The 24,155-nt window shown below is 53.8% G+C and carries 18 protein-coding genes and 2 pseudogenes; 12 read left to right on the top strand and 8 right to left on the bottom strand.

The genetic code is table 11. The annotated features are described in order from the left end of the window. Positions 1–89: 89 nt before the first annotated feature. Positions 90–518 (bottom strand): VanZ family protein, encoded by a 429-nt coding sequence (locus OB905_10930; GenBank protein MCU4926490.1) that lies wholly within the window; start codon positions 516–518, stop codon positions 90–92. Between the two features lie 172 nt (positions 519–690). On the opposite strand from OB905_10930, the gene OB905_10925 reads away from it, so the two are divergent. Then, a complete protein-coding gene (locus OB905_10925; protein ID MCU4926489.1) occupies positions 691–1,434 on the top strand; it encodes a sugar nucleotidyltransferase in 744 nt (247 codons plus the stop codon). Between the two features lie 122 nt (positions 1,435–1,556). Beyond that, on the top strand, positions 1,557–3,956 hold the full coding sequence (locus tag OB905_10920; protein MCU4926488.1) for an MFS transporter: 2,400 nt from the start codon (positions 1,557–1,559) through the stop codon (positions 3,954–3,956). A gap of 756 nt (positions 3,957–4,712) precedes the next feature. Here the strand turns inward: OB905_10920 and OB905_10915 are convergent. Then, the gene (locus tag OB905_10915; protein MCU4926487.1) at positions 4,713–5,495 is read right to left on the bottom strand and encodes a hypothetical protein; all 783 of its coding nucleotides are present in this window, start codon (positions 5,493–5,495) and stop codon (positions 4,713–4,715) included. Positions 5,496–5,671: 176 nt separating this feature from the next. On the opposite strand from OB905_10915, the gene OB905_10910 reads away from it, so the two are divergent. After that, positions 5,672–6,382 carry a hypothetical protein gene (locus OB905_10910; protein MCU4926486.1) on the top strand — a complete coding sequence of 237 codons (711 nt, stop codon included), beginning with the start codon at positions 5,672–5,674 and terminating at the stop codon, positions 6,380–6,382. 73 nt (positions 6,383–6,455) lie between these two features. Beyond that, positions 6,456–6,545 (top strand): annotated as a pseudogene (locus OB905_10905) (IS6 family transposase). Here the strand turns inward: OB905_10905 and OB905_10900 are convergent. Continuing rightward, positions 6,507–6,940 (bottom strand): annotated as a pseudogene (locus tag OB905_10900) (DDE-type integrase/transposase/recombinase). The pseudogenes OB905_10905 and OB905_10900 sit on opposite strands and share 39 nt — an antisense overlap. A gap of 124 nt (positions 6,941–7,064) precedes the next feature. Between OB905_10900 and OB905_10895 the strand changes: the two are divergent. Together OB905_10895 and OB905_10890 are read left to right on the top strand one after the other, a co-directional pair. Further along, positions 7,065–8,372, top strand: a complete 1,308-nt coding sequence (locus tag OB905_10895) for a hypothetical protein (GenBank protein ID MCU4926485.1) — start codon at positions 7,065–7,067, stop codon at positions 8,370–8,372. A 96-nt stretch (positions 8,373–8,468) separates the two neighbouring features. Continuing rightward, entirely contained in the window at positions 8,469–8,903 is a 435-nt protein-coding gene (locus OB905_10890) for a hypothetical protein (GenBank protein MCU4926484.1), read from the top strand. Between the two features lie 659 nt (positions 8,904–9,562). On the opposite strand, the gene OB905_10885 is transcribed toward OB905_10890, so the two are convergent. Together OB905_10885 and OB905_10880 are read right to left on the bottom strand one after the other, a co-directional pair. Then, positions 9,563–10,483, bottom strand: coding sequence for a hypothetical protein (locus OB905_10885; GenBank protein ID MCU4926483.1), 921 nt, complete (start codon positions 10,481–10,483; stop codon positions 9,563–9,565). A 313-nt stretch (positions 10,484–10,796) separates the two neighbouring features. Next, positions 10,797–11,459, bottom strand: a complete 663-nt coding sequence (locus tag OB905_10880; GenBank protein ID MCU4926482.1) for a hypothetical protein — start codon at positions 11,457–11,459, stop codon at positions 10,797–10,799. Between the two features lie 296 nt (positions 11,460–11,755). Between OB905_10880 and OB905_10875 the strand changes: the two genes are divergently transcribed. From OB905_10875 to OB905_10865, 3 genes are all read left to right on the top strand, one after another. Next, positions 11,756–12,655, top strand: a complete 900-nt coding sequence (locus tag OB905_10875) for a putative nucleotide-diphospho-sugar transferase (GenBank protein ID MCU4926481.1) — start codon at positions 11,756–11,758, stop codon at positions 12,653–12,655. Between the two features lie 50 nt (positions 12,656–12,705). Next, positions 12,706–12,933, top strand: coding sequence for a hypothetical protein (locus OB905_10870; protein MCU4926480.1), 228 nt, complete (start codon positions 12,706–12,708; stop codon positions 12,931–12,933). Positions 12,934–13,592: 659 nt separating this feature from the next. Next, the gene (locus OB905_10865) at positions 13,593–14,783 is read left to right on the top strand and encodes a glycosyltransferase family 4 protein (GenBank protein ID MCU4926479.1); all 1,191 of its coding nucleotides are present in this window, start codon (positions 13,593–13,595) and stop codon (positions 14,781–14,783) included. A 55-nt stretch (positions 14,784–14,838) separates the two neighbouring features. Here OB905_10865 and OB905_10860 read toward each other — a convergent pair whose 3' ends face one another. After that, a complete protein-coding gene (locus OB905_10860; GenBank protein ID MCU4926478.1) occupies positions 14,839–15,783 on the bottom strand; it encodes an NAD-dependent epimerase/dehydratase family protein in 945 nt (314 codons plus the stop codon). 174 nt (positions 15,784–15,957) lie between these two features. Beyond that, on the bottom strand, positions 15,958–17,757 hold the full coding sequence (locus tag OB905_10855) for an ABC transporter ATP-binding protein/permease (protein ID MCU4926477.1): 1,800 nt from the start codon (positions 17,755–17,757) through the stop codon (positions 15,958–15,960). 237 nt (positions 17,758–17,994) lie between these two features. Between OB905_10855 and OB905_10850 the strand changes: the two genes are divergently transcribed. Next, positions 17,995–18,912: a glycosyltransferase gene (locus OB905_10850; protein MCU4926476.1), complete on the top strand. Its 918-nt coding sequence runs from the start codon at positions 17,995–17,997 to the stop codon at positions 18,910–18,912. Positions 18,913–18,999: 87 nt separating this feature from the next. On the opposite strand, the gene OB905_10845 is transcribed toward OB905_10850, so the two are convergent. Then, positions 19,000–20,019 (bottom strand): glycosyltransferase family 4 protein, encoded by a 1,020-nt coding sequence (locus tag OB905_10845; GenBank protein MCU4926475.1) that lies wholly within the window; start codon positions 20,017–20,019, stop codon positions 19,000–19,002. Positions 20,020–20,735: 716 nt separating this feature from the next. On the opposite strand from OB905_10845, the gene OB905_10840 reads away from it, so the two are divergent. After that, complete coding sequence (locus tag OB905_10840; protein MCU4926474.1) at positions 20,736–21,770, top strand: hypothetical protein; 1,035 nt, start codon at positions 20,736–20,738, stop codon at positions 21,768–21,770. A 472-nt stretch (positions 21,771–22,242) separates the two neighbouring features. After that, positions 22,243–24,078: an asparagine synthase (glutamine-hydrolyzing) gene (gene asnB / locus OB905_10835; protein MCU4926473.1), complete on the top strand. Its 1,836-nt coding sequence runs from the start codon at positions 22,243–22,245 to the stop codon at positions 24,076–24,078. Positions 24,079–24,155: the final 77 nt, after the last annotated feature.

Here is a 24,155-nt window from a genome sequence, read left to right as displayed (position 1 = left end):
TGGCGCGCCTCGAAACGCGGGCGCTATCGCTGTCGGCGTTGTGCATCGTGTTCGAACCGGGCGCGAGGTGGGCCGTCGAACGGTTTGGCTCAGTCGGCGGTAGACCGCTCGCCGAGCGAACGCGCCTCGAGCGAGGGCCGGACGGCGTACCAGCCGAGGACGGTGCTCGCGCCGAGGGCGTTGACGAGGATATCGAGCACGTCGAAGTGGCGCTCGGGGTCGGCGTACTGGGCGACTTCGATGCCGGCGCCGTAGAGGGTGGCGACGGCGATGACGAGAAGTGCCTGCTGCCAGCGGCGGCGCTCCCAGTCGTCGATCGCGTAGGCGAGGGCCCCCGAGAGCGCGGCGTAGGCGACGAAGTGGCGCCAGTACGAGAGCGGAGCAAACGCGGGCTGGGCGGTGTCGACGGCGGTTTCCGGTGGCGACGTGATGAGCGAGGCGTAGAGAATGAAGCCGGCTACGGCGGCGACGCCGAGCCAGCGGACCGGTGTCGGGAGCAGGGGGAGCGGGAGTCGCATTGAGGCTGTGCCATGCTCTTGCCTCCTGTGGCTTCGCTTTTGTGGACGATGCCAGTCTCGGGGTTGTTGACGGGAGACGTCCTCAGCGATGGTTGGCTGTCCGTGGTGGTCTCGACGACTGGCAATCTCGCAACCAGAACGTTATTGCATCTCTACTGATCAATTCTGCCCAATGCAAGCAGTCGTTCTCGCAGCCGGGGAGGGGACCCGGCTCCGGCCGTTGACCGACGAGAAACCGAAGGGGCTCGTCGAGGTCGACGGACAGCCGATTCTTACCCACTGTTTCGACGAACTCGTCGAGCTTGGTGCGAGCGAACTCGTCGTGGTCGTCGGCTACCGCAAAGAGCAGATCATCGACCACTACGGTGACGCCTATCGCGACGTCCCGATCACGTACACCCACCAGCGCGAACAGCGGGGGCTCGCCCACGCGCTGTTGACCGTCGAAGAGCACATCGACGACGACTTCATGCTCATCCTGGGGGACAACATCTTCCAGGCAAATCTGGGCGACGTCGTCCGGCGCCAGCGCGAAGCGCGCGCCGATGCCGCCTTCCTCGTCGAGGACGTCCCGTGGGAGGAAGCCTCCCGGTACGGGGTCTGTGATACGAACCAGTACGGCGAGATCACGGACGTCGTCGAAAAGCCCGACGACCCGCCGTCGAATCTCGTCATGACCGGCTTCTATACGTTTTCCCCGGCGATCTTCCACGCCTGCCAGCTCGTCCAGCCCTCCGATCGCGGCGAGTACGAGCTCAGCGAGGCCGTCGACCTCCTCTTGCAGTCGGGGCGGACGATCGACGCAATCGGGCTCGAGGGGTGGCGCATCGACGTCGGCTATCCCGAGGATCGCGAGCGGGCCGAACAGCGCCTCCGTGAGGCATCTGGGGCCGTCGCCGAGGCGGCCTCCGACTGAGCAGGTGTGCGACCGGCAGTCCCGATCGGGCTCGTGGTTCGACAGCTGTGGTCTGTGAGCGGCCGTCAAGGTGGCGAGTCGGAACGAAACCGTGATAGGCGCAGACTGTCACACACAGTGCAATGACTGACGACGCGGGGCGGGTCGCCGAGGCGGCGACGCGGTTCCTCGAGGAGCGCGACGACGGGGAGGCCGTCCTCGAGGCTGTCCTCGCGGTCGACGCGGAACACGAGACGTGGACGTTCGACGACGTTGCCTTGGATTCGGGCACGTTCGGCGAGATTGTCTCGCGGGACCTGGTCGAAAAACACGCTGGCGCGTACCGGCTCGTCGAGCCGGAGGTGGTGGCGGCGGTGGTCGCCGGCGAGGAGATCGAATCGGCGTCGGCCAGCGACGGCGGCTCGCTGTTCGGAGGGTCGTCATTCGATCTCGGTCGCTGGGGCGATCGGCGAGCGATGGCCGGCCTCCTCGGCGCCCTCGCGGTTCTGTTCGTGTTGCGAATCCTGAACTATCGCTCGGTGTTTCAAGATGGGCACGTCGTCTCGCCGGCGAACGACCCCTACCACTACCGCTACTGGATGGAGACGCTTCTTGCAGACTCTGAGGGAATCACAGATTACGGGGTCATCACCGATCTCCCAAGCGGGCCCGATACACGGCCCCTGACCCATGCGACGAACTGGGTTGTCGCGGAGTTACTGGGTGGCGATCAGTGGGCAGCCGAGATGGTCGCCGCGTGGCTCCCGGTTGTCGCGACGCTCGCGCTGGGCGTCGTCCTCTTCTGGCTTGCCGTCGTCGTCACCGACGACGTCCGGGTCGGCCTCGCCGCGGTCGTCTTGCTGGCGCTTGCCCCGGTTCACGCGGTTTATGCCGGTCTGGGCTTTCTCGAACATCGGCTCCACCAGTATCTCTGGCTCGGCGTGACGCTGTTGACGCTGGCCTGGCTGGCGGCTGATCTCGCCCGCCGCCGTGATCGCGCCTCTTCAGACGAGGCCGCCGTCCGTGGCTACCTTCGCTCTGGTCGGACGTGGCTGGCCGTCGCCGGCCTCGGCCTCTCGCTTGCGGCCTCTGCACACACCTGGAGTGGCTCCGTGCTCGTGTTCATCCCGTTGGCGGCGTACATTGCGCTGAAAGTCGCCGTCGACGTGCGGGCGGGACTCTCACCGATCGCGGCGAACGGTCCGCTGGCGGTCGGCGTCGCCCTTGGTGGCGCCCTCGCCGCGGCGGCTCACCTCGCGTGGGGGTGGCACGAGCCGTACGCGGGCTTCGTCCCGCTGCTTGTCGCCGTCGGCACCGTCGGCGTGATCGCACTCGGTGCGGCCTGGCGGCGCCTCGGGTGGCCCGTCGGTTGGCTGGTCGGCGCGCAGGGGGTGTTGGGAGCCGGCGGGCTGGTCGCGTTCCGAGGCTTGCAGCCCGAGGTGTGGAGTCGGTTGTACAGCCGAGCGGACGATCTGCTGGCTCGCGAGGGGTATCTGGAGTCTATCTCGTTGTTTACGGTCGAGCAGGGGATCATCTTCGGCCCGCTGAGCCAGATCGGTGTTGGGTTTTATCTCGGGATTGCGGTGCTTGGCTGGGCCTGCGTGGTTGCGTACCGCCGCTACGAACCCGCGTGGCTGTTGCTCGTCGTCTACACCGGCTTCTGGCTGATCTTGGCCGCCTACCAGGTGCGGTTTGCCGCCCAGTTGGTGTTGCCACTCTCCGTCCTCGGCGGCCTCGGCTTCGTCCACCTGCTCGCGTGGGTCGACCTCGCGCGGGTGCCACGGCCGTTTCGCGAAGTGGAACCGTCGCGGTCGGTGGCCGCCGACGGGGGCGAGGCTGAGCCGAGTCTCGTCTTCCCCGACGAACGCGCCAAAGTGGGGGTGATGCTTGGCGTTGTACTCCTCGTCTGTGGGCTGAGTCTCATCTTCGTCCCGTCGCTGACCGCCCAGGTCGCCTACGACGACGCCCAGCTCGATGCAGCGCTGGCGATTGAGGATCACGCCGAAGAGACTGACCGGGAGTGGCGCGAGAACGCCGTCTTCAGCACAATGGGAGACAACCGGATGTACAACTACTTCGTCAGCGGGGAGTCACGACAGTACCGGTACGTCGATAGCTGGTACGGCGACTACGTTCATGACAACGATCCTGACGGCTGGACGGACCAGCTGGATGGCCGGTTCGGGTACGTGATCGCCGACGCAGACGAGGGGCTCCACCCCGAGCTCCTCGGCGCCGACGGGGAGCGCACCCTGTCGCACTATCAGTTGCTCTCGCTGAGCGAGGACGAGTCCGTGGCGGCGTTTGCGATCGTCGAGGGGGCGACGATCACCGGCGAGGCAGAGCCCGACGAGACGCTGGTCGTCGAGACCGACGTCGAGGCAGATGGCGCGTCGTTCACCGACGAACGCGTCGTGACGGCCGACGCGGATGGGGAGTTCTCGGTGACAGTGCCGTACGCTGGGGAGTACGATGTTGGCGGGCAGCAGGTGACAGTATCCGAGGAGGACGTGCTTGTAGGTGAAACCGTGGGGAGCGAGTAAGTGAGCGTTTGATACGTGAACCCCGATACCGTCGTTCGCTGCCAACAAGGGGAACGAGGTGCTACGGGGCGATTCAGTCGTCTTCTGGCTGTGAGCCAAGACGTTCGATGGGATTGTGGCTGTGATCAAAATGTTCGATGTGTTGACCAACACCGTCTCAACCACGGTCACGTAGGTCGACAGTAAAACCAAGGGGCAGAGACGGTGCCGACGTCGAGATTGTCGGGCCGGACGCGCTTGCTGACCTCGAGCCCCACGCGACATACCGGACGTCGCTGCAACTGCCCCAGGTGGTCTCGCTCGGTACCGGGGCGTACCGACCACACGACTGTGGCGGAAGTACGGCGTTCGGGGCCAACCAACTAACCAGACAGGAGGTGTCCCATGTAGAGTGTGGGAAGGCTCGACTGTTTCGAAATCAGGCGATGTCATGAGTCTCGGCGGGGCTACTGGAATTTGCAATGGCACGTGGCACATCCTCCACACGAGCGCTAGCGACCTGACCGCAGATTTCTTCGTCAACCTGGCGAGGCTGTGCCGCCCGACTCGCGCGGTGGATAGGCAACGGTGGAGAACTGATCGCTGACCGAGACGTGACCTGAGTGGACGTCAAGCGCGGCTGTGAAATCGTGCGTGTAGACGAGTTCTTGGACCAACTGCCGATCGGTCCCGAGCCGGTGCTGGGCGACGACGGCGTGTGGTTGTCTCCTTAGAAATGCCAGCGGGTGGCCGTCACGACCGCGGTGATAACGGCGATCAGTCCGCAGTATCGATGACGTCTGTCAGGTCGGGGTGGTTTCGGTACTCCCACAGGTCCTCAGAAAGATCTTCGGGAGATGAGGCGTCGGCGTATGCCTCCCTGACGCGTTGCCATCCCTCATGCCGAACGAGGATTCGAACGGGTATCTCGCGGAGGCTTAGAAGCTTCGCGATCATCAGACGGTTCCGACCGTCGTCGAGGAATAAATCACCGTGACGACCGATGTCAATCTCTACCTCGTGTTGCCAGCCCCGCGGCGAGATCGGACCCTCCTCACGCTGTGCGAGCTCTTCCTGGGTTAGATATCCCTTGGAGGCCAAGTGGTCGTATAACTGGTCAAGATCCGAAAGGCGCTCAAGCATTCCGTCGACAGAGTCGTACCGGCTCGTCTGGAACCCCTCGTCGATTCGACGTTTGTAAACAATCGTCTCCTCCCAAGGGACGCCTCGATCAAAGTGCGCCTCGAACGAGCGATACCAGTCGAGGTTTTCGACCGGTAACAACAATCGCTGATCCGGAAGCCCATCAAAGTCTTGCGGATACATTCGGTCTGAATCGGCGAAACGGCTGTCCCAGTCCCCATCGAATACGTATGTTTCACTATCGTTGGGAACTGACTGCGTAAAGAATGGGAGTACCTTATACTCGACATCAGAGGGATCGATCCAGACCAACCGGTCGGGACGTGCGGCGCTCGCCCCGAACCGTTGAGAGAGCGAACGCCGGTGAATTCTACCTCGGGCCTTCCGGATCAGGTTGTGGAGAATATCGAACGTCATGTTGTCGTTCGTGACTCAGTACCAGAATCTGAATCCGAACAAATTTAAATGGCGTGATCCAACCATCAGGCAAACTCTATATTGCGACGCGGCCGGAATTTTTCCTGAGCTACGATCATTTAATTCCGGGGCGAAAAATAATAGAGAGCTACAAAACATCATTTAGGTACTCAAATATGGCAACTCACTACGCAAAGAGATCTCTTAAGATACTCCGTCAAGAGGGAGTGATTGAACTATTGAACAAGTCAAACCAATTTATAATTCATAGAATATTTTATAGGCTTATATATAACCTCAAATACCCAGGTAGAAGACGAATACCAAGCGAACCATTGCTTGTCCAACCGGAGAATATAAACCACCACATTGGAAGTTCGTGTATACCCGATGATGCTCTTCCCTACGGAATTCTTGATGGGGGATGGGACTTAAACAAGTCACATTATGTCGAGGGTCATTTTTATGGCCTATTTGAAAGATTTAATGAAGGGAAGGATTGGGAGGATACTGTATATTACCAGAGTGGTATTAGGGTATTAGAATCGGGCGGAGAGTTGGGTAGATTAGATGGTCCCCAAACCGTATCCAATTTTGAAGATTATCTCAATGAGCTTGATATCATCTATGAAGATATTAAATCGAATGGCTATAATATGAATTCCACGATAACTGCCAGCATTAGCAGAGATGGAGAATGGATGGTACATCAAGGAAACCATCGTTCAGTAATGGCAGAGATTGCTGACGTAGAAGAAATACCCATAAAAATCAAGTATAGACACAAACAATGGCAAGAACTTCGAGCTGAAATCTATAATAATGGCCTCTCTGAGGAGCATACAGAGCTACGTGACCATCCCGACTTACAGGATCTCCATGAGTGAGAATATACGCTTCGCTCTTGCGTAGGAGATTGTGAATATGGTACTTTGTTGTAAATTCGTGCATTCTCGATCCCAGTTGTTTGGCTGCCACGGCACTGATCCAGCAGCTGCGTTCCTGCATGGACTCCGCGAGAAATACGATCTCTCCGAAGCTGTGTTTCTCGATGAGTCGGTGCAAGAATGCAGCAGCTGGATCGGTGCCTCACCGTTCGAACACTGCCACACCGTGAATCAGCCACGATTTGAGGTCGGCTGCAGCGTACACACAAGACCAATCGTCGTTGATCTTGACAGCAGTCTTACTAACTTCGACCCGCGAAGGCTTCGCCCTCGCCGGGTCTGGAATGATATTAAAATAACGACGGATGAAGTTCCAGACCGCTTGATGACGGAGTTCGATGCCGAACAAGCGGACAATCGGTTGTACCTCTCGGAGCGAACACCCGGTCGAATGGTGCCTGCGGTGAACACCTTGACGGGCGTCGCTGCTCGCTCACGCTTCCAAGCTTCATTAAATTCCGCCGCATATGACTCGTTGAGCAGGTCTGCGAGCCGCATGACCAAACCCACCTCTACGACCTGCTTGCTTCTCAAACTGCACTAAATAGACGGTATCGATCCAACGGATTCATCATCAATCCAGTAACTTGATGGTGCGTCGTGCTCCTCTTTGGATCAATAAATGCCATCTATACACCTCACAGACGTCGAACTCAAGGGCACTGAGATTCGATACAAGTATGAGTACGACAGACGACTTCACCACCTTTTCAGGGGGACCGACTACGTCATCGGCTACGATAGGGATGTCGAGGACATCCCCATTGGCATCGCTACGATTCCCTTCGTGGCTAGCGTCGCTCCGATCGCCTGGACCGAGGATATCGAAATCGTCGTACCCACACTCGACCCGACTTTCGGGGAGTCCCTGCAGACTGCACGCGAAATTCTAGACGAGCTCTACCCCGAATTAAACTTCGGAACGGGAGGTAATAACATCACCTGCGAGTACGAGGCCGCTGTCAAGGAGCGACGGGCGAACTCCACATCGTCGGCGACACTGTTCAGTGGTGGCGTCGACGGACTCGCCTCATACATCGAACACAGAGACGAGAGCCCTGGACTGATTTTCGTCGAGTACAAGAGCACTGACTACGACGAGGATCTGGAATATAAACGCCTGAAGGATAACGCCAGATCGTTCGCGGAGTTTGAGGAAGTAGATTTTAATAGCATAGATGCGACGAATAAAAGAGTTGTAGACTACAACTCCGTCAATTTATTGTACAGAAGAGTGTTAAATGGCTATAGTTGGTGGCAGAAGGTCAATCACGGGCTTTGGTTCACAGCGATCTCAATCCCAATATGTTATCAGGAAGGATATGGGAAATTGTATGTTCCATCATCATTCACCGATCAGTGTTCAATCCGATGGGCGACAGCACCAGAACTAATAAATCAATTAGCTTGGACGAGTGGGACGGCCAAACATGATCTCTCCCAAACAGGAAGGCAAAAAAAGTGGAAACTGATATCAGACTTCTTGTCAAACCGAAATCCAGAATTGTACATTCAGTCCTGTGAACCGTATCCCTGTGGTGAGTGCTTCCATTGTGCGAGGAACTTAGCAGCCATGCTTCTTGAAGGAATTCAACCAAAGCACTATGGGTACAGGAATCCCAAACTTGAACTGAACGATATACGATTGAAAATATTGTCGGGAGAATGGGAGATGGACGAAGTAAACCGACAATTCTGGGAAGATATTCAAAACAGTTTGCCTAGGAAACCAAATGAATCAATTAATGGGCTATCTGCCAAAGAATTAGATTTTTACAACTGGCTCAATACGGAAGAACTATCAAGATTGGAACAGAATCCATCCATGCCCAACTATTCCTCAAAACAGGAGGTCTATCGTCACCTTTTACAGAAATCGCCCCTATTAGCGTTTTACGTCAAGTCGATATATACAAGGTTGCTGTTGTGAAAAATATCAATTATAATGGTACGGTCTCTGTTGAGATATGGTAAACACGTTGCCAAATACGGCCGTTCAGCACCTCAACCATACAAACTACTATATGTGGATCCTGCCGACATTAAGTGGGTTTGTCTTCCAAAATTCCACAATGAAATTTCAAATCGGGGTACACATATAATTGGCGGTGAATGGGATCAAGAATGTCACGAAAAGTCAATCAACGTTACGAAACTCACCGGTAGAGATCGCGGTATTTATAAAGTGAAAAATTACAGGTTTTATACTTGTGTAAGAGATTGGATACTGAATGAATGTTCCTGGGATGACACTCCTCGATACACATATGATCTCGATACAAAAGGTCAATGGAAGGCGGAAAACAGAAAACAAAAACTTAGAGACCTGCTAGCCAGTATAAAGAATAACGGATATCTTTCACAACACCATATCTCAGATTTGGAGAGAGAGAGAGAGAGAGAGAGAGTGGGTCTAACTTTAACTGGTTGTCTCCTCCTGAAAAATTTGAAATTGAAGTGAATATCGGACGAAGCGGACGGATCATCTTCGACGATGGAAAACACCGTTTTTCAATCATTAAAACTTTGCGGACCAATTACCCTGAACTGTCGAATGAACTAGGGCTGAATGAGATACCGGTGCGGGTCCTTGTCCGACATCAAAAATGGCAGGACGTTCGAGATTCGGTCGCAAAGGCCGACGATATATCACAACTTGATAAAAAGGTAAGACAGCATCTAGATCATCCAGACCTACAAGAACTGATTGACACGTCTGGAATGGGGTAGATAATTAATAGATGTGGGACACCCTTGATGTCTTGCGAGTCAATGGGGCTACTATGAAATTGTTGGTCATCAAGTCTCAGCACCTCACAAAGCATCCGAAGCTAACTGACGCTGGACCGTGAATTACCGACGAACCAAAGCCGGATTTGTGTTTTGAAGATCCATTCCGCCGACTGCGACGGCTTCCTGTCTCTTGATGTCGAGATCAATATGGAGAGGACAATTTCAGTTCTGTTCGTCAGTAACTCACGCTTCAGCGACAGTTCGATGAGGATACTTTGTAAGGTGCTGAGTCTTGGTCGGTCGCTGTCCAGTCAAGAGATCAACTAGCAAAATTGTGTTGGTTGAGTCTGTAAAGATCCGAATTAAGTTATCGAATGTTGTCCAATGTCACCATAGCTCGCCAAATTCAAAATCGTATTCCCGTGGACGGAATTCCTCGCCTCCGGATCCTGGTGCAACGGTCAGTTCTCCGAATACAATCCCTCTTCCAACAGCGTCATAGAGGTCAACCCGGATGAAATCGAACCCACTTCCGAGGGTTTCTGCAATAGCGATCATGTCCTCAAGATGATCGGGGGCCTTGATCTCAGGTCCAAGCGGGTATAAGAGTTCGAACTCTTGGGGCGTCCAGTCCCTGTTGTAGAATCGCCGGGTGTGGTTTTCGTGCCTGTCGGAATCGACCTCGACGAACTCCACCCGACCGTGAAATACGAAGAACTTGAAATCACGAGGGACGACCCCGTCAGTTCCGTGTAGCCGCTCCTCTACGAGGATCCGAGGCTCTATCTCCTGATACCAGTATTCGTGTTTCAGCTCACCGTGGACCTGATCAAGCCAATTAAGACATTCCTGTTTGATCCTCTGATGGTCCGGGGTGTCATCCTCATCAATGATAATCACTGGTCCACTGAGGTGTGTTGGCTTCACTACAAACTCCTCAGGGAGTGAGTCGAAGGGAATCGTCTCCGGATCATCGGTGACGTGATGCACATCGGGCAACACGTGATCTCCGATTCGTTCTGCAACGTAATCACGCACAGCCCACTTGTCCTCAACCCTCGCGAAGCGGTCGTCGTCAGTGTAGAGCTTCCGATGAATGACCTTCTCGTTGAACGTGCGGGGGTTCCTAACTTTGGGCCAGTATCCCAAGCGTTTGTACATTAGGAGTTGTTGGTGCAGAGTATCACCGACCAGTCCGCGAAATGTGGGGCCCCAGTCACCACGGGTGAGTTTGTGATGCGCTCGATCGAATACAGCCTCAAGCCCGTCAGTTCGGTAGAGATTCCAAGCGTTACGAAGAATCCTCATTCGCGAGAACCGTTGGTTGCAACACTTATCTATATTGCGTCTACCGCATCGGTCGTGTTTGGTTAAACAGATTCGGTGCGATGAAGGAACGAGTCCAACGTTTCCGAAAGCCCCTCGCGCCAGTGGCCTGCACCTCGCTGCGCGCGGCCTACGGCCGTCCTTGCATCGGTTCGCCCCACGATCCTTGTTCCCTTTCGATTCCCACCTGTTAGCGGGTAACCTGTTGGGCTTCGCGTAGCTAAACACCGCCACGACATCGCCTTAATATGCTATTTCCAATACTATACAGAAGGTCAAATAGATCGGCCACAGATTAACCAGTCATAGGGACCATATCGGGATGTTCTAATTTTGACGAGGCTATATCAGATAGTTCTGAGTAATCAGATGCAGCTTCTACCTCACACCGTACTTTCTGCCACATGGAGTGACGGACGAAAACGCGGACGGGAACAGAATCCAAGTCGAGAATCTTCGCGATCATTAAACGATGCTGTCCGCCGCCACACTCAATAATCTCGCCTGTACGACCGATCGCGACGGTGATCTCGCCTAGTTCTGGGGGGTTAAGTATCAACCGACCACGGTTCATGTCGCGTTGGGTGCGATAACCACCGTTCAGAATGTGATCGTAGAGTTCATCAAGTCGCTTGAGAGTACTGTCGATTCTTTCGGCACTGTACCGACCTGACGGCCTCCGTCCTTTACACCGTTCCTTCTTGACTCGTGCGTAAAACGCCGTCTGCTTCCATGGATTCCCATCTCGAAAGTGTTCCAAAAGACACTGGTACAGATCGTAGTTTTCGAAGTTGAACAGATGGGGCTTTTCGTATTTCGCTGAGGCATCCATGTGGTAGTAGAGCGGGTCGTCGGTAATACGACGATCCCAATCACCACTAATGACGTACGTCCCGCACTCTCCAATGTTACGGTAGAAGCGGGGGACGATCTTGTGCTCCACATCGTTGGGATCCACCCAGAGAATACGGTAGGGGCTAGGCGCCGCTCGTCCATAGTATAACAAGTGCTTGAGTCGACGGAACAAATCTTGACCGACGCAAGCCATTCGAGTGAGAGATTTGTAGATCATACTAGGCAGCGAGAGGAGCTTGGGCATTCGGTATCGAATGTGTTGATCACGGACCTATTAATCAATTCTGGTCGGACCACTACAACTCGCTGACCCCGACTCCTCGGGAAGAGACGTCCGGTCAGCAACGAAGTATGCCAGTCTTCGTACGAGACAAAGCCGCCTAATCTTTCACAAGACTGATGAACCTGACTGAATATCCTTCAGTTATGTCGCACGGGGTCGTGTATGTTGCTTCCGGGGAGCCATTTATTGAGGCCGCCACCCGATCGGCTGAGAGTGTTAGGACCCATAATCCCGAGCTTCCCGTCGCTCTTATTTCTGACGAGGAGGTCGATAGATCTGCCTTCGATCAGGTGGTGAAACTAGACCGACCCATACAGGACAAGGGCGACTCGATCCTCACGCCGGAGGAAATATTGTTCGACGAAACTCTTTTTCTCGATGCAGACACCTACGTGTGTCGAGATATTACGGACGTTTTTGAGGTGCTTGACCGTGCCGAGATCGCAATGGCTCACAATGAAGCGCGAGCCTGGTACCATCAGGAGTTCTATGAATCAAAGGGTATCAACGTTCCCGAAGCGTTCCCTGAGTACAACAGCGGGGTCATTGCCTTCAGAGATACCAAACGTGTCCGATCACTGTTCGAATCTTGGCAAAAATACTACGAGACGTTCGGATACGAACGTAACCAGCCGGCACTCCGCGTTGCATTGTTCGAATCGGACGTCAACCTCGCAACGCTTCCCCCGGAGTACAATTTCATGACTCACACTATCGGATTCGCATCAGGAGACGTCAAGATCCTCCACCAAGGAAGTTCGGATGAGGATTTGGCACAGTGGGCAGAGCTTCTGAATGATGTGAAGGGAAAGAAGGTCACTACATGGGAGCGGAATCCATGCCGCGTCGTACCAAACACCTATAAGAGTCGACGGTACCGGCTGGGACAGTGCGATAAAGAGAAGATTGCCTCGCTCGTGGAGTCTGCAAAACGGAAACGACAAAAGGACGGGACAGGCGCACTTCTCCAGGCAGCCTGCAATAGCGTCCAACGATTCTTCCGCGGACAAGGATAGCTCGTAGGAAACCGCAATATCCTTTGGCACATTATTGTAACGGCTATTCGATGAATCTCCTCTACTTCTCCAAATTCTCCGAGAGCTTCATGCTAAACGGGCTCTACGAACTCAACAATTCTGAACACAACGTTGCGGTGTGTGCCAGACATAATCCCGACCCGAATGTCACACACGACGAGCTGGACCAACTCGACATCCCGGTCCACTATCTCGGCCGCCCAGTCTATTCGGACGTACCTGAACTACTCTCTCGACAGGCGATCTATCCCGGATAGTGCGGAATGCGATCTATCGAGCCGGTCCCAAGGACCACGCCCCAATCTCTTCTGGCAAAACAGTGCATCGAGTTCGTTGAGCGCCTTCCGTTCGACATTGAGCATGTACACTCGCATTCGAGACGCTCGATTCGTTCCCGTTGAAGTACGTGGTGGCCTACTACGAGCCTTCGTTCACGATCACGACGCACGCCTACGACATTTTTCGAGAGCCGATCGGTCGCTACATCGATCAGTTGTTTAGAAGCGCCCATCGGGTCGTCACGATTCCGGAGTACAACGAGAGATAATTGCGCGAGAATTTCGCCCCCACCAGGCTAGTCGGTATCATGAGGTGGGGTTCGCCCGGAGAAGTTCGTCCCCACCGACGTGACCGTGGATGATCGGATTCTGACCGTCTCCCGGTTCGTCGAGAAGAAGAGCTTGCGGTTTTGTATCTTATTAAAACCATCTCAGACCTGATCAAGCACTCGATAGACGAATACCCGTTGAGGAGGTGCTAAACTAGACAGTACCTTCATAACCTTTTAACCATATCTACTTGATAATTAGGCAGACATGTGTGATCACGGCCATACATTCTCAAAAGGACACTTCAAAAAATATTGCTGTAAGTTCATTCAACACCTAAAAACCCGTGGATTTCTTCCCGTTCACAAATGAAGATTCTATATTACCTCCACTCATTCCCAAAACTCTCCCAGAGCTTCGTCCTCAACGAGATTTATGAACTCGACCAAAACGGCCACGACGTAGCGGTCTGTGCGAGGAATCGACCCACGTCCAGCATCACACACGACGAACTGGACGAGCTTGAACTTCCACTCTACTACGTTGATCGGCCGTCCGTAACAGACGGGATAGAACTCCTCTCCACGAAGTGTTTCCATCCTGCAATCCTCAAACACGCCGGATATCGGGCACCAATAAAACACCATGCGGCGAACTTATTCCACGCAAAACGGTGCATCGAATTCATCCAGCAACTGGGTTGGGGTCTCGATCACGTCCACACTCACTTCGCGTCGAAGACGCGATTTCCCGCCCGGTACGTCGCCTCGTACTTCGACGTACCGTTTACAATCACGACACACGCATACGATCTCTACAGAGAACCGATCGATCCATCCGCAGGTAAACTTCTCCAAAGCGCTGATCGAATCATTACGATCTCCGAGTACAACCGACGCTACATCCGAAACCGGTTCACTGCGGACGTCCCAATCGACATCGTTCGAGCGGGTATTAGACCCGAGAAGTTCTCACCAGCCGGCAATACAGCAGAGAACCGGATCGTGACTGTGTCCCGGTTCGTCGAGAAGAAGGGGTTGCAGTACGCTTTGGAAGGGGTTGCGCTGGCCACGGAGCGAATTCCCGATATCGAGTATCACATTATCGGCTCCGGTCGTTTAGAAGACGAGTTACGACAGCAGGTCACTGAACTGGGACTCGAAGACACCGTCTCGTTCCTGGAGAACGTCAGTGACCAGCGTTTGCTCAACGAGATCGACGAGGCAAACTGCTTCCTGCTCCCATGCGTGATTGCTGATTCTGGCGATCGTGATGGAATTCCGGTCGCACTTATGGAGGCGATGGCGATGGAAACCCCGCCGATTTCGACGAGCGTATCTGGAATTCCTGAGTTAATTACTCACGAGGAGAATGGGCTCCTGGTCGAACCGCGGAATCCAAATTTGATCGCGGATGCGTTAGTTGACTTGCTTCAATCTGAGGACCAGCAAGCGAAGTACGGCGCAAACGGACGTCAGACTGTAAGTCAGGACTTCAATATCACACATGAAGCGACGAAACTGGAAGCAGTCTTCGAACGGCTTCAAAAGACTAGCTGAAACGTAATGTCGTCTCGAATCTCATTTTGGCAGTAGCGGTTGGAGGCGTTTAAGCTCAGATCTCCTCAGCGAGTTCTCCAGCTGCAACCCTTACAGCTTCATCACTCTCTAACTTCGGTTCCCACCCCAATGCCGCCAATTTTTCCACTGAAAGACGCATCTTCGGAACGTCACCGGTCCAACCGCGATCACCACCGGTGTACTCATACTCGGGATCCAGTCCGAGAACGTCCGCGACGATCTTGGCGATTCGATCTACGGAGGTCGTCGTTCGCGTCCCGAGATTGAACGTGTGGTGTGCCCGATTCGGAGCTGCTTCATCTGCGTGCTCGACCGCGTAGCACATCGCGTCAACGCAATCGCTGCGGTGAAGATAGGACTTCTCCTGGCGACCGTCTCCGAGGATCGTCAGTGTCACCGGATCGTCGCGTAATTTCTCAATGAAGTCAGGGATCACCGCGCCTCGAAGACCTGGCCCAACGACGTTCGCAAACCGAAACGCCCACGTCGTCAGTCCGTGCGAGTGGGCGTACGTCGACACCAACCCCTCGTCTCCAAGTTTGCTGGCCCCGTAGACGCTGATCGGCTCCAGTGGCGCGTAATCTTCCGGTGTCGGTCTCGGTGCCTCGCCGTAGACTGTCGACGAAGATGCGTACACGAAGTTCTCGACGCCCGACTGACGACACTGTTCGAGCAGCAGGTGCGTCATCGTCGTGTTTTCGGCGAACTGCTCGCGTGGGGCGTCGTCGTTCGGATCCTTTCGTGCCGCGAAGTGAAACACGCCGTCGAACTCGTCGTCGAAGAGCGCTTCCACGGCCTTGGAGTCGGTGAGATCTATCTTTTGAAACACCGCTTCGTCCGGGAGCTGCGCTGAGGTACTATTCGAGAGATCGTCAGCAACAACAACTGAATTTCCGTGCTCGAGCAACACTTCTGTGAGACGAGACCCGATGAAACCTTGCCCACCGGTAACAAGGAAGCGGCGTCCAGTTAGCTCCATAACCACTCACGGGGTGTGAATGATGAAATTCTATCGGTCATGCCTGCGAGAACTTATGGTTTAATTTACATTTTGGTGTCACAGGTTTCGTTACGGCTTCACCGTTTCCATCTCTTACGGTTTCTTCATCTATGCTGTACCAATAATGGATGTGCTTGCCCCCTTCATAGTCGCCTACGACTGAATCCCATACAACGTCGAATATTGGCCACCACTCTCGATCAACTCGCTATGGGTCCCAACCTCGACGACTTCGCCGTCTTCCATCGTGTAGATTCGATCAGCGTTCTCCACCGTCGACAACCTGTGTGCAATCGCGATCATTGCATAGTCCCGTTCCATCGCTTCGATTGCAGCCTGCACCTCTTGTTCGAGGTTCGAATCCAAGTCACTGGTTGCCTCGTCCAAGACCAACAGTTCGGCCTCTTCGAGCAAGGCCCGCGCAAGAGAGACACGCTGTTTCTGTCCGCCGGACAGGCGAACCCCCTCATCACCGAGCACCGTGTCGTACCCCTTTGGCATATCGTCGAGGAACTCGTCCACTTTCGCGATTTCGACTGCCCGATCGATTTCGGTTCGCGTCGCGTCGCGGTTTCCGATCGTCAGGTTGTACTCGAGCGTATCGTTGAAAATGAACGGGTTTTGCCGAACGACCGCAACTCGCTCCCGCCACTCGTCGACATCCATCTCACTGATGGGGACGCCGTCCGCTCGAATCTCGCCGCCGTCGAGTTCGTACATTCGCAAGAACAGCGAGACGAGCGTCGATTTCCCGGCTCCCGACTGGCCGACGAAGGCGACGAACTCCCCTTTTTCGACCTCGAAATCGAGTCCACGAATCACGTCTTCGTCGCCATTATACGAAAACCGGATCTCTTCGCACTCAACGCGGTCGATCGTTTCTGGAACCTCTCGAGTGGGATCGTTGATCTCTTTGCGGGACTCGAGTTCGGCAATGAATCGTTCAGTGCGGACGAGGTGTGGGAGGGTGTTCTCGAGTTTGTAGTAATAACTATTCAGCTGGCTCACTTTCGGTCCGAGCTGGTACATCGCAAAGAGAAAGACTCCGAGGGCACCGACGGTGAGGTCCGCGAACGTGAGTGCTAGATAGATGAGCACGAAGACGGAGACGGCAACGCCGAGCTGGTAGAAGTTGTCGATCGCCGCTTCGTTTCGCTTGAGGGAGACTTTCGAGTTCGTAAACTGGTCGATTGCGTCAGTGAAGTTCTGACGAAATTCGCTTGCGAGCCCAAAAATACGAACATCACGAATGCCCTGCGTTCCCGCTTGGGCCGCCTCGTGACGCCGTTCATTCCCCTCAGCTACCTGTTCACCGAGTTCGTACCCTGGTTCGACGACGTACCGGAGAAACACCGTCAAAAAGCCAAGGATCAGAATTGCAACGAGCGTCAGAACCGGAGAGATCACCAGGGCAATCAGCAAGTAGACGAGCGAGAGGAACAATTTCTCGACGAACCGGATGAGGTTCTGAATCGCTTTTCCCCCATACTTCGTCTCCGTGATAATCGTGTTTAGGATCTCGTCAGAGCCCTCGTCGTCGAAGTACGAGATTCGTGCATCCAGCGCGCTCTCGTATGCCTGGGATTGCTTGTCCCGAATGTAGTCGTACCGAAGCGCGTAACTGAACCACGCGACGATGAAACTCGTGGTATACCGTATCGTCATTACGGCCGCGACACCAATGACGACGTATCCGAGCGAGAACGGGACGCCAAGCGCCGAATATACAGTGACAAACGCACCTAGTAGACCGTCTGCTTCCGCTGTTGGATCATCGAGCTGGACGATCTCGATAATCGGTAGAATAAAACTCAGTCCAACGCCCTCGAGAGCGGCGGCGATCAGACTGAGAACGATGACGAGTGCGGTGAGCTTTGGATTGTATCGGGCGACCTCGCGTATGGCCTCGATTTTCTCGCTTCGCGAGGTAGATCCTGAATCAGTAGTAGACATATCGATACCGTACTACCCAGCGTTTATCGATAATCTGTTAAAATCTAATCGGTACGGTCCTCTCGGTTGGTAGTGAACTCTCGTGGAAGGTCACAACTTTACGGCTACTGCATAGCTATTGTTCCGGGTTCGAGACAAGTAGTCCTTATATTCAGTGTATAAATATGCATGAAGTCTATAGCCTGTTGTATAAACAACTCCGATAGATTCAGGTTGATCTCTATGGTTAACTGAAATATGTGCGGTCCACTCGTCTCAGTCATTATTCCAGCATACAATCGTCATGAGCTCGTGCAGAGAGCTATTGATTCAGTCTCCGCTCAAACTTACGATAATGTCGAGCTAGTGTTGGTCGACGACGGGTCAGAACCGCCACTACAGACGCAGGTTTCGTTTCCAAACGAGTTAGATACGGTGGAGACTGTACGCCACGCTACAAACCAAGGCGGAAATGCAGCCCGGATTTCGGGGATCGAAGCTTCGTCCGGTGAGTATGTTGCATTTCTTGATTCCGATGACGAGTGGCGTCCGAAGAAGCTCGAACTGCAAATAGAACAGTTGCAACGGACGGGAGCAACGTTTTCCTCCACGGGTGTCCAGCAAGTCGACGGCGATGGTCGTATAAACGCAATCAGAGAGGCGCCAGATGCTGAGCAGATTAAGTCGGGATTGCTCCGAAAAAATCTGATTGGAACCTTCTCTTCAGTCGTCGTTGCACAAGAACTACTCTCTTCGGTTGGGTTGCCAGATCCCGAATTACCTGCGTGGCAAGACTGGGAATGGTATCTCCGGGTCTCTGAAGAAGCCGATTTTACGACGCTTCAGAAGCCACTGGTGGTTCGTCACAACGAAGGTGGACAGATTAGTTCTTCGTTCGAACCAAAGCGGAACGTCTCGTTCCCTGTAGTTCGTGAGCAGATTACCAACCGAGCAGCATCGACGATGGAGACGCGAGCGGGCTTAGCAGGCCTTCGTTTCCAACTCGGCTATTCGGCGCTGGTTAACGGATACTACGCACAAGCGAGGAGGTCGTTTATGCGAGCTATTGTGTACAATCCATTTGTTCGGAAATATTATGTCTATCTTCTCTGTTCTGGCCCACAGTACGAATATGCTAGATCACTAAAACGGGCTCTTTTCCGGCTAATTAACTAGACTATCCGGTTGTACAAAGATTTTCCAGTCCTTGGTTACTGACTCTCTCCACGCTTCAGATGCAATCTCGAGGTCAAATTCCATCTACTATGCCTGTTGAATAGCGTTTTCAAATTCAGCTACAAGCACTTCCTGTGTGAACGATTCTGCGACGATCGATCGCCCACGCTCCCCAAACTGTGTTCTGAGATCTGGATCAGCTGCAAGCGTTTCGATCCCGGATCTAAACCCTGTTGTGTCGTGTGGTTCATACAAAAATCCAGATGCACCCTCTTCGACGTTTCGTTCTATTCCACCGACAGTACTCCCCACTACTGGTAGCCCAGCAGCCATTGCTTCGATCACAGTCATGCAGAGCCCCTCCCACCGAGATGGCTGGACGTAGATGTCAACTTCAGAGAGGAATTCTGGTACGTCTGTGACTTCACCGACAAACTCAATATTTTCGAGGTTTCTGTCCTCGATCATCGTCTCGAACTCAGTTCGTTTTGGACCGTCGCCCGCTATCCGGAACACAATATCCTCCGTGGATAACTCTTCGGCTATTTTGACTAGAGCCTCGTAATTCTTCTGAGGAACTAGTCGTCCAACACTGCCAACAACCACTGTCTCCCTGCTTTGGTGCTGTCGCGGGGTGTAGTTGTCGAGTCGTACTCCAGCAATCGGTACTGTTTTTACAAACTCCTCATCCACTTCGAACTCGCTTCGGTACATCTCTGCAACAGGTTCCGAATCGGCGATTACTGTATCACTCAATCTGTTTGTCAGGCCAATAATTTTCCGCCTGTTATCTGTCTTAAACTCCTCAATATGTTGCCAAGTGGCGATGGTGGACTTTTGATTTAACAGTCCAGAAAGGCGAGCAATCATCACAGAGTGGTAAAGAGAACCAACAATCACATCTGCGCTCCGTGCAGTTGACCACAGTTTTCGAATGGCAGATATACTTGGATTGTCAGTGATTTGTAGATCATAAACCGTCACCCATGAAGGAATACGATCGGTCAAATCCTCGCTATGCCCATTAAGCGCTATTACCGTCACATTGTATTTGTCTGCCTCAAGACCATTAAGCAGCCGACACATCCCGACCTCGGCACCACCCACATAAAGTGCATTAATTATGTATGCTAAATCAGTGGGTGCGTTTGCTTGGCTATCTTCACTATAATTTGCTTGAGAGCTATTTCCAATACGCATCATGTTGAATTGTTATATTAATATAACACTCCGAATAACTACTGAATCAATCCACTGATAATATATCTCTCGCGCTTAATTTCACATCCAATTAAGGAAATTGCGGCAGATTGTAACTTTGGTGGCGATCTATTACAAATACGCCTCAGAATAGTATCGTTCTGGATCAACATTTATTCGTGTTTGTTGCCTATCTCATATCATAGTTGTGACTTTGAGATGGTATTTTAACCCGCCGACTGCTGTCAGAATATCAAGAAGTCGACAGTCTTACCTTTGATCATGAAATCATTTCCTGGAATAGTATCATTAGAGAAAATCGACTGCAAAAACACTCGCCAGTTTTAAATTAATTGACTTTCCCATGGATTGAGTAGATGGCAGGTCCTATTCAAGAGAAACCACGAACACTATATATTCGAATATGATAGCTAGGACTTGTGCTTAGCGTAGTTGTTGTATTCCTCCTCTTCCTCTTTTTTGCGCGTTTGTTACGCGTAAGTCGATTCTATTTCTATGTGGCTCTCCTTGCACTGTGTGGTCACCTCCTCGTCACCTATTTTGTGCTTCCAGTTGTTCCGTACAGATGGGATATTGGTAATTTTCATGGTGCCGCGCTCGCGTTGCAAGATGGCGGGCTTCCGGACGCCTCAGTGACGGTTACCGCATTTGGGACGTTCCAAGGCTTCCTGTATCTGTTGTTCGGCGTCGACACAAGGGTTGTCTCGGTCGTCAACAGCCTTCTCGCAGTACTACTCCCACTTCCAGCAGTGTATCTCGCAGCCAAACTGTATGGTGACCAGTTGCGAAGCACCCACGGACTCACAGCCCTCATTCTTTTCTTGCCCCTGCCATTTCTCTTTCTGACGATCCCGATGCGAGACGCTCTCACGGTGTTCGCCGTCTTCTATTCGCTCGCACTCATCGTCCACGTGTTAACTGAATGCGATTACTGGATGGGTGCACCTCTCATCTGTTTTCTCGCCGCAACCTACCTCCTCCGACCGGAGTGGGGAATGGTTCTTCTGCTTGGCTTGCTCGCCGGAGTCACACTCCTCCTCTACGACGCTCTCGACATTGAGGCGAGCTTCGCTTCGCTGATCGCCACAGCCGGCGCTCTCGGCGCCCTCGCCTTCGCCCTCTTCGCCGAGTACATGTACTCCTTCGATCGCGTCAACGCCGAACTCTCGTACAGAACGAGTGGTGGTGCGGCCTACCTCGAAGGCATGCAGTACAGATCCTGGCTCGACTTCATCGTCGCTGCACCGGGTCGCGCGATCTACTTTCTGTTTGCCCCCTTCCCGCTACACGTCGAAACTACCTTCCACCTGCTGGCGTTCGTCTCGAGCGTCTACATCATCGTCTTCGTCGTCGCAGCCGCCCGATCATTGTACGAGTGTGAGACGGATGAGGTCGTCTTGGTCACACTACTTGTCGTCTTCCTTGCGGGAATCACCGGCTACGGACTCATCAACTCGAACTTCGGGACGAATGTCCGCCACAGAATCCCGTTCGTCCTCCTCTTGCTCGTCTTCGCCGCCCCGGTGCTCCAGCGCTGGGAGCTAGTCGTACGCCAACGGCTTGGTGTATGGCCAGACGAGTACGAGCAACGCGACCGCCAGCAACGCGAAACTCAGGAAGCGGACGGTCACGTGTAATCCCGAAAAGAGCACCCGTCCGAGACTCACTAGCGTAAACACCACCACGCTGGCCAACAGTACGCGCTGGTCGTTCAACAGCCGCATCATCGTACTGGGCGCCTACTATCACCATACCGTGTTTAATCCCTGAAATAGTCGCGATCCCTCGATGGTCTCCCGTAGTACCGTCCGTTCTCCCTCTCCACCGGACCTGTATCATCACATAGTCAACCGTCAATAGAGTCAGGAGTTTTTCGAGACGCCGTTACTATCCGAATCGCGATCTGTACTGGTTCCCATTCCAGATTCGATTTATCTTCCGGTCATCAGTCGCTCGATGACGAGCACCCGCTCAGATCTATGCCGGACCTAGAGCGGTTCCAACAAGTGGTTTATATATCAGCAGCCGAATCCGAGACATACGTACATGTGTGGAATCTCGGGCGTATATTCGGCAACTGATCCCCCATCTTCTTCGATGCTAACTCGAATGAACGAGTGCGTTGAGCACCGAGGTCCCGACGAAGAAGGGTACTTTCGGGAGGGACCGGTCGGCCTCGCACATCGCCGACTCAGCATTATCGGAATCGAGTCGGGCCAACAGCCGATCTACAACGAAGACGAGTCCATCGTCGTCATCTTTAACGGCGAGATGTACAACTACTCCGAACTTCGAGAATCCCTCGTCCGCGACGGACATCAATTCAGCACTGATACGGACACCGAAGTCCTCGTTCATCTGTACGAGGAAGAGGGAGAAGCGTTCGTCGACCGACTCGAGGGAATGTTCGCTTTCGCCCTCTGGGACCGCGACGATGAACGCTTGTTGCTCGCGCGTGATTCGATGGGAATCAAACCGCTGTTCGTCGGTGATGACGGTGAACACGTTGCGTTTGGATCGGAGCTCCCGGCGCTCCTCTCGTCGTCGATCGATCCGGGTTCACTCGACGAAACCGCCGTATCGCAGTATTTTGCGCTGGGGTACGTTCCGGCACCGAACACGGTGTTCGAGAACGTTCGAAGTCTCCGCCCTGGTGAGTTGCTCACGCTCGAGGACGGAGAGTTCGAGACGCGACGATTCACGAACACGTCGGTGCAGTCGCGGAACGTGTCGTTCGACACCGCAACGTCAGAACTCCGGAAGCGGATGACTGAAGCCGTCGAAAAGCGATTGATGAGTGATGTCCCATTAGGGGCGTTCCTGAGCGGAGGCATCGATTCGTCGATAATCGTGGGGCTAATGTCGGAACTCTCAGCTGATCCCGTTCAGACGTTCTCGGTTCGGTTCGATAAGGGCCTCTTCGATGAGTCCTCGTTCGCCCGTACGGTAGCAGAGTACCACGACACCGACCACCACGAATTCACGGTCTCACCGGAAACGATTCGCGAGTCAATCCCCGAGGTCCTGTCCAAACTGGGGCAACCGTTCGGGGATCCCTCCCTGCTCCCGACCTACGTCGTGTCCAACCGAGCGAGCAACGAAGTGACTGTCACTCTCTCCGGCGATGGTGCCGACGAACTCTTCGCCGGATACAACCGATACGTCGGCGAGTACTATTCGTCGTACTATCGCAAGCTCCCTCGATCACTCCGGACATCTTTGATCAAACCAGCGATCGAATCGCTCCCTGCGACCCGGTCGAACGAATTCGGCGAACTGATCCGGAAGGGACAGCGATTCGTCGCGACGAACGCCGACGAAACCGCCAAACGTCACTTCCAACTGGTTCGGCGCTCAGATGATAGTGTCAGTGACGTATACACCGGACATGATCCCGAAAAAAGCGGTGTGTCAGCATTTCGTGAGGCACACGAAGACGCTCATGCCACCCTTCCGGAAGAACGGCGCGACTCGCTTAGTCAGATCCTCGCCGTTGATACCCGTTTTGGCCTCCCAAACCAGATGTTACAGAAGGTCGACACGGCGAGCATGTTGAATTCACTGGAAGTGAGGGTCCCATTCCTCGATCAATCCATGGTCGACTACGCACTCGGACTGCCCGTCGAATACAAAATCACCCGCCAATCGAGGAAACGGGTGCTGAAAGCGGCATTTAACGATTTACTGCCGGATCCGATTCTCAACAGGGAAAAGCAAGGATTCGACATGCCTATCGGTGAATGGTTTAAGAGTGATCTCGCGGACGAGTTCGAAACATCGATTGCTGGGCTTGAAACCGAGTTACTCGACTCACAACAGATTCTTGACGTCTACGAGGAGCATGATACAGGTTCACGAGATTACGAACAATTTCTATGGAACGCGTTCGTGTTCGCCAAATGGGAACAGAAAATGCGTTCTGATGGGGTTTTTGAGCGTAATTAGGTTCGCTCTGTCTCTACGACCGCCTTCTCATCACTCCCCCGAACGTGTCCCTCTCCAGAACGTATGCCACGTTTCCC

The organism is Halobacteria archaeon AArc-dxtr1 (assembly GCA_025517425.1).
Classification (GTDB): Archaea; Halobacteriota; Halobacteria; order Halobacteriales; family Natrialbaceae; genus Halostagnicola.
Note: the sequence above shows the minus strand (reverse complement) of the source record. Positions and strands in the feature narration are given on the sequence as shown.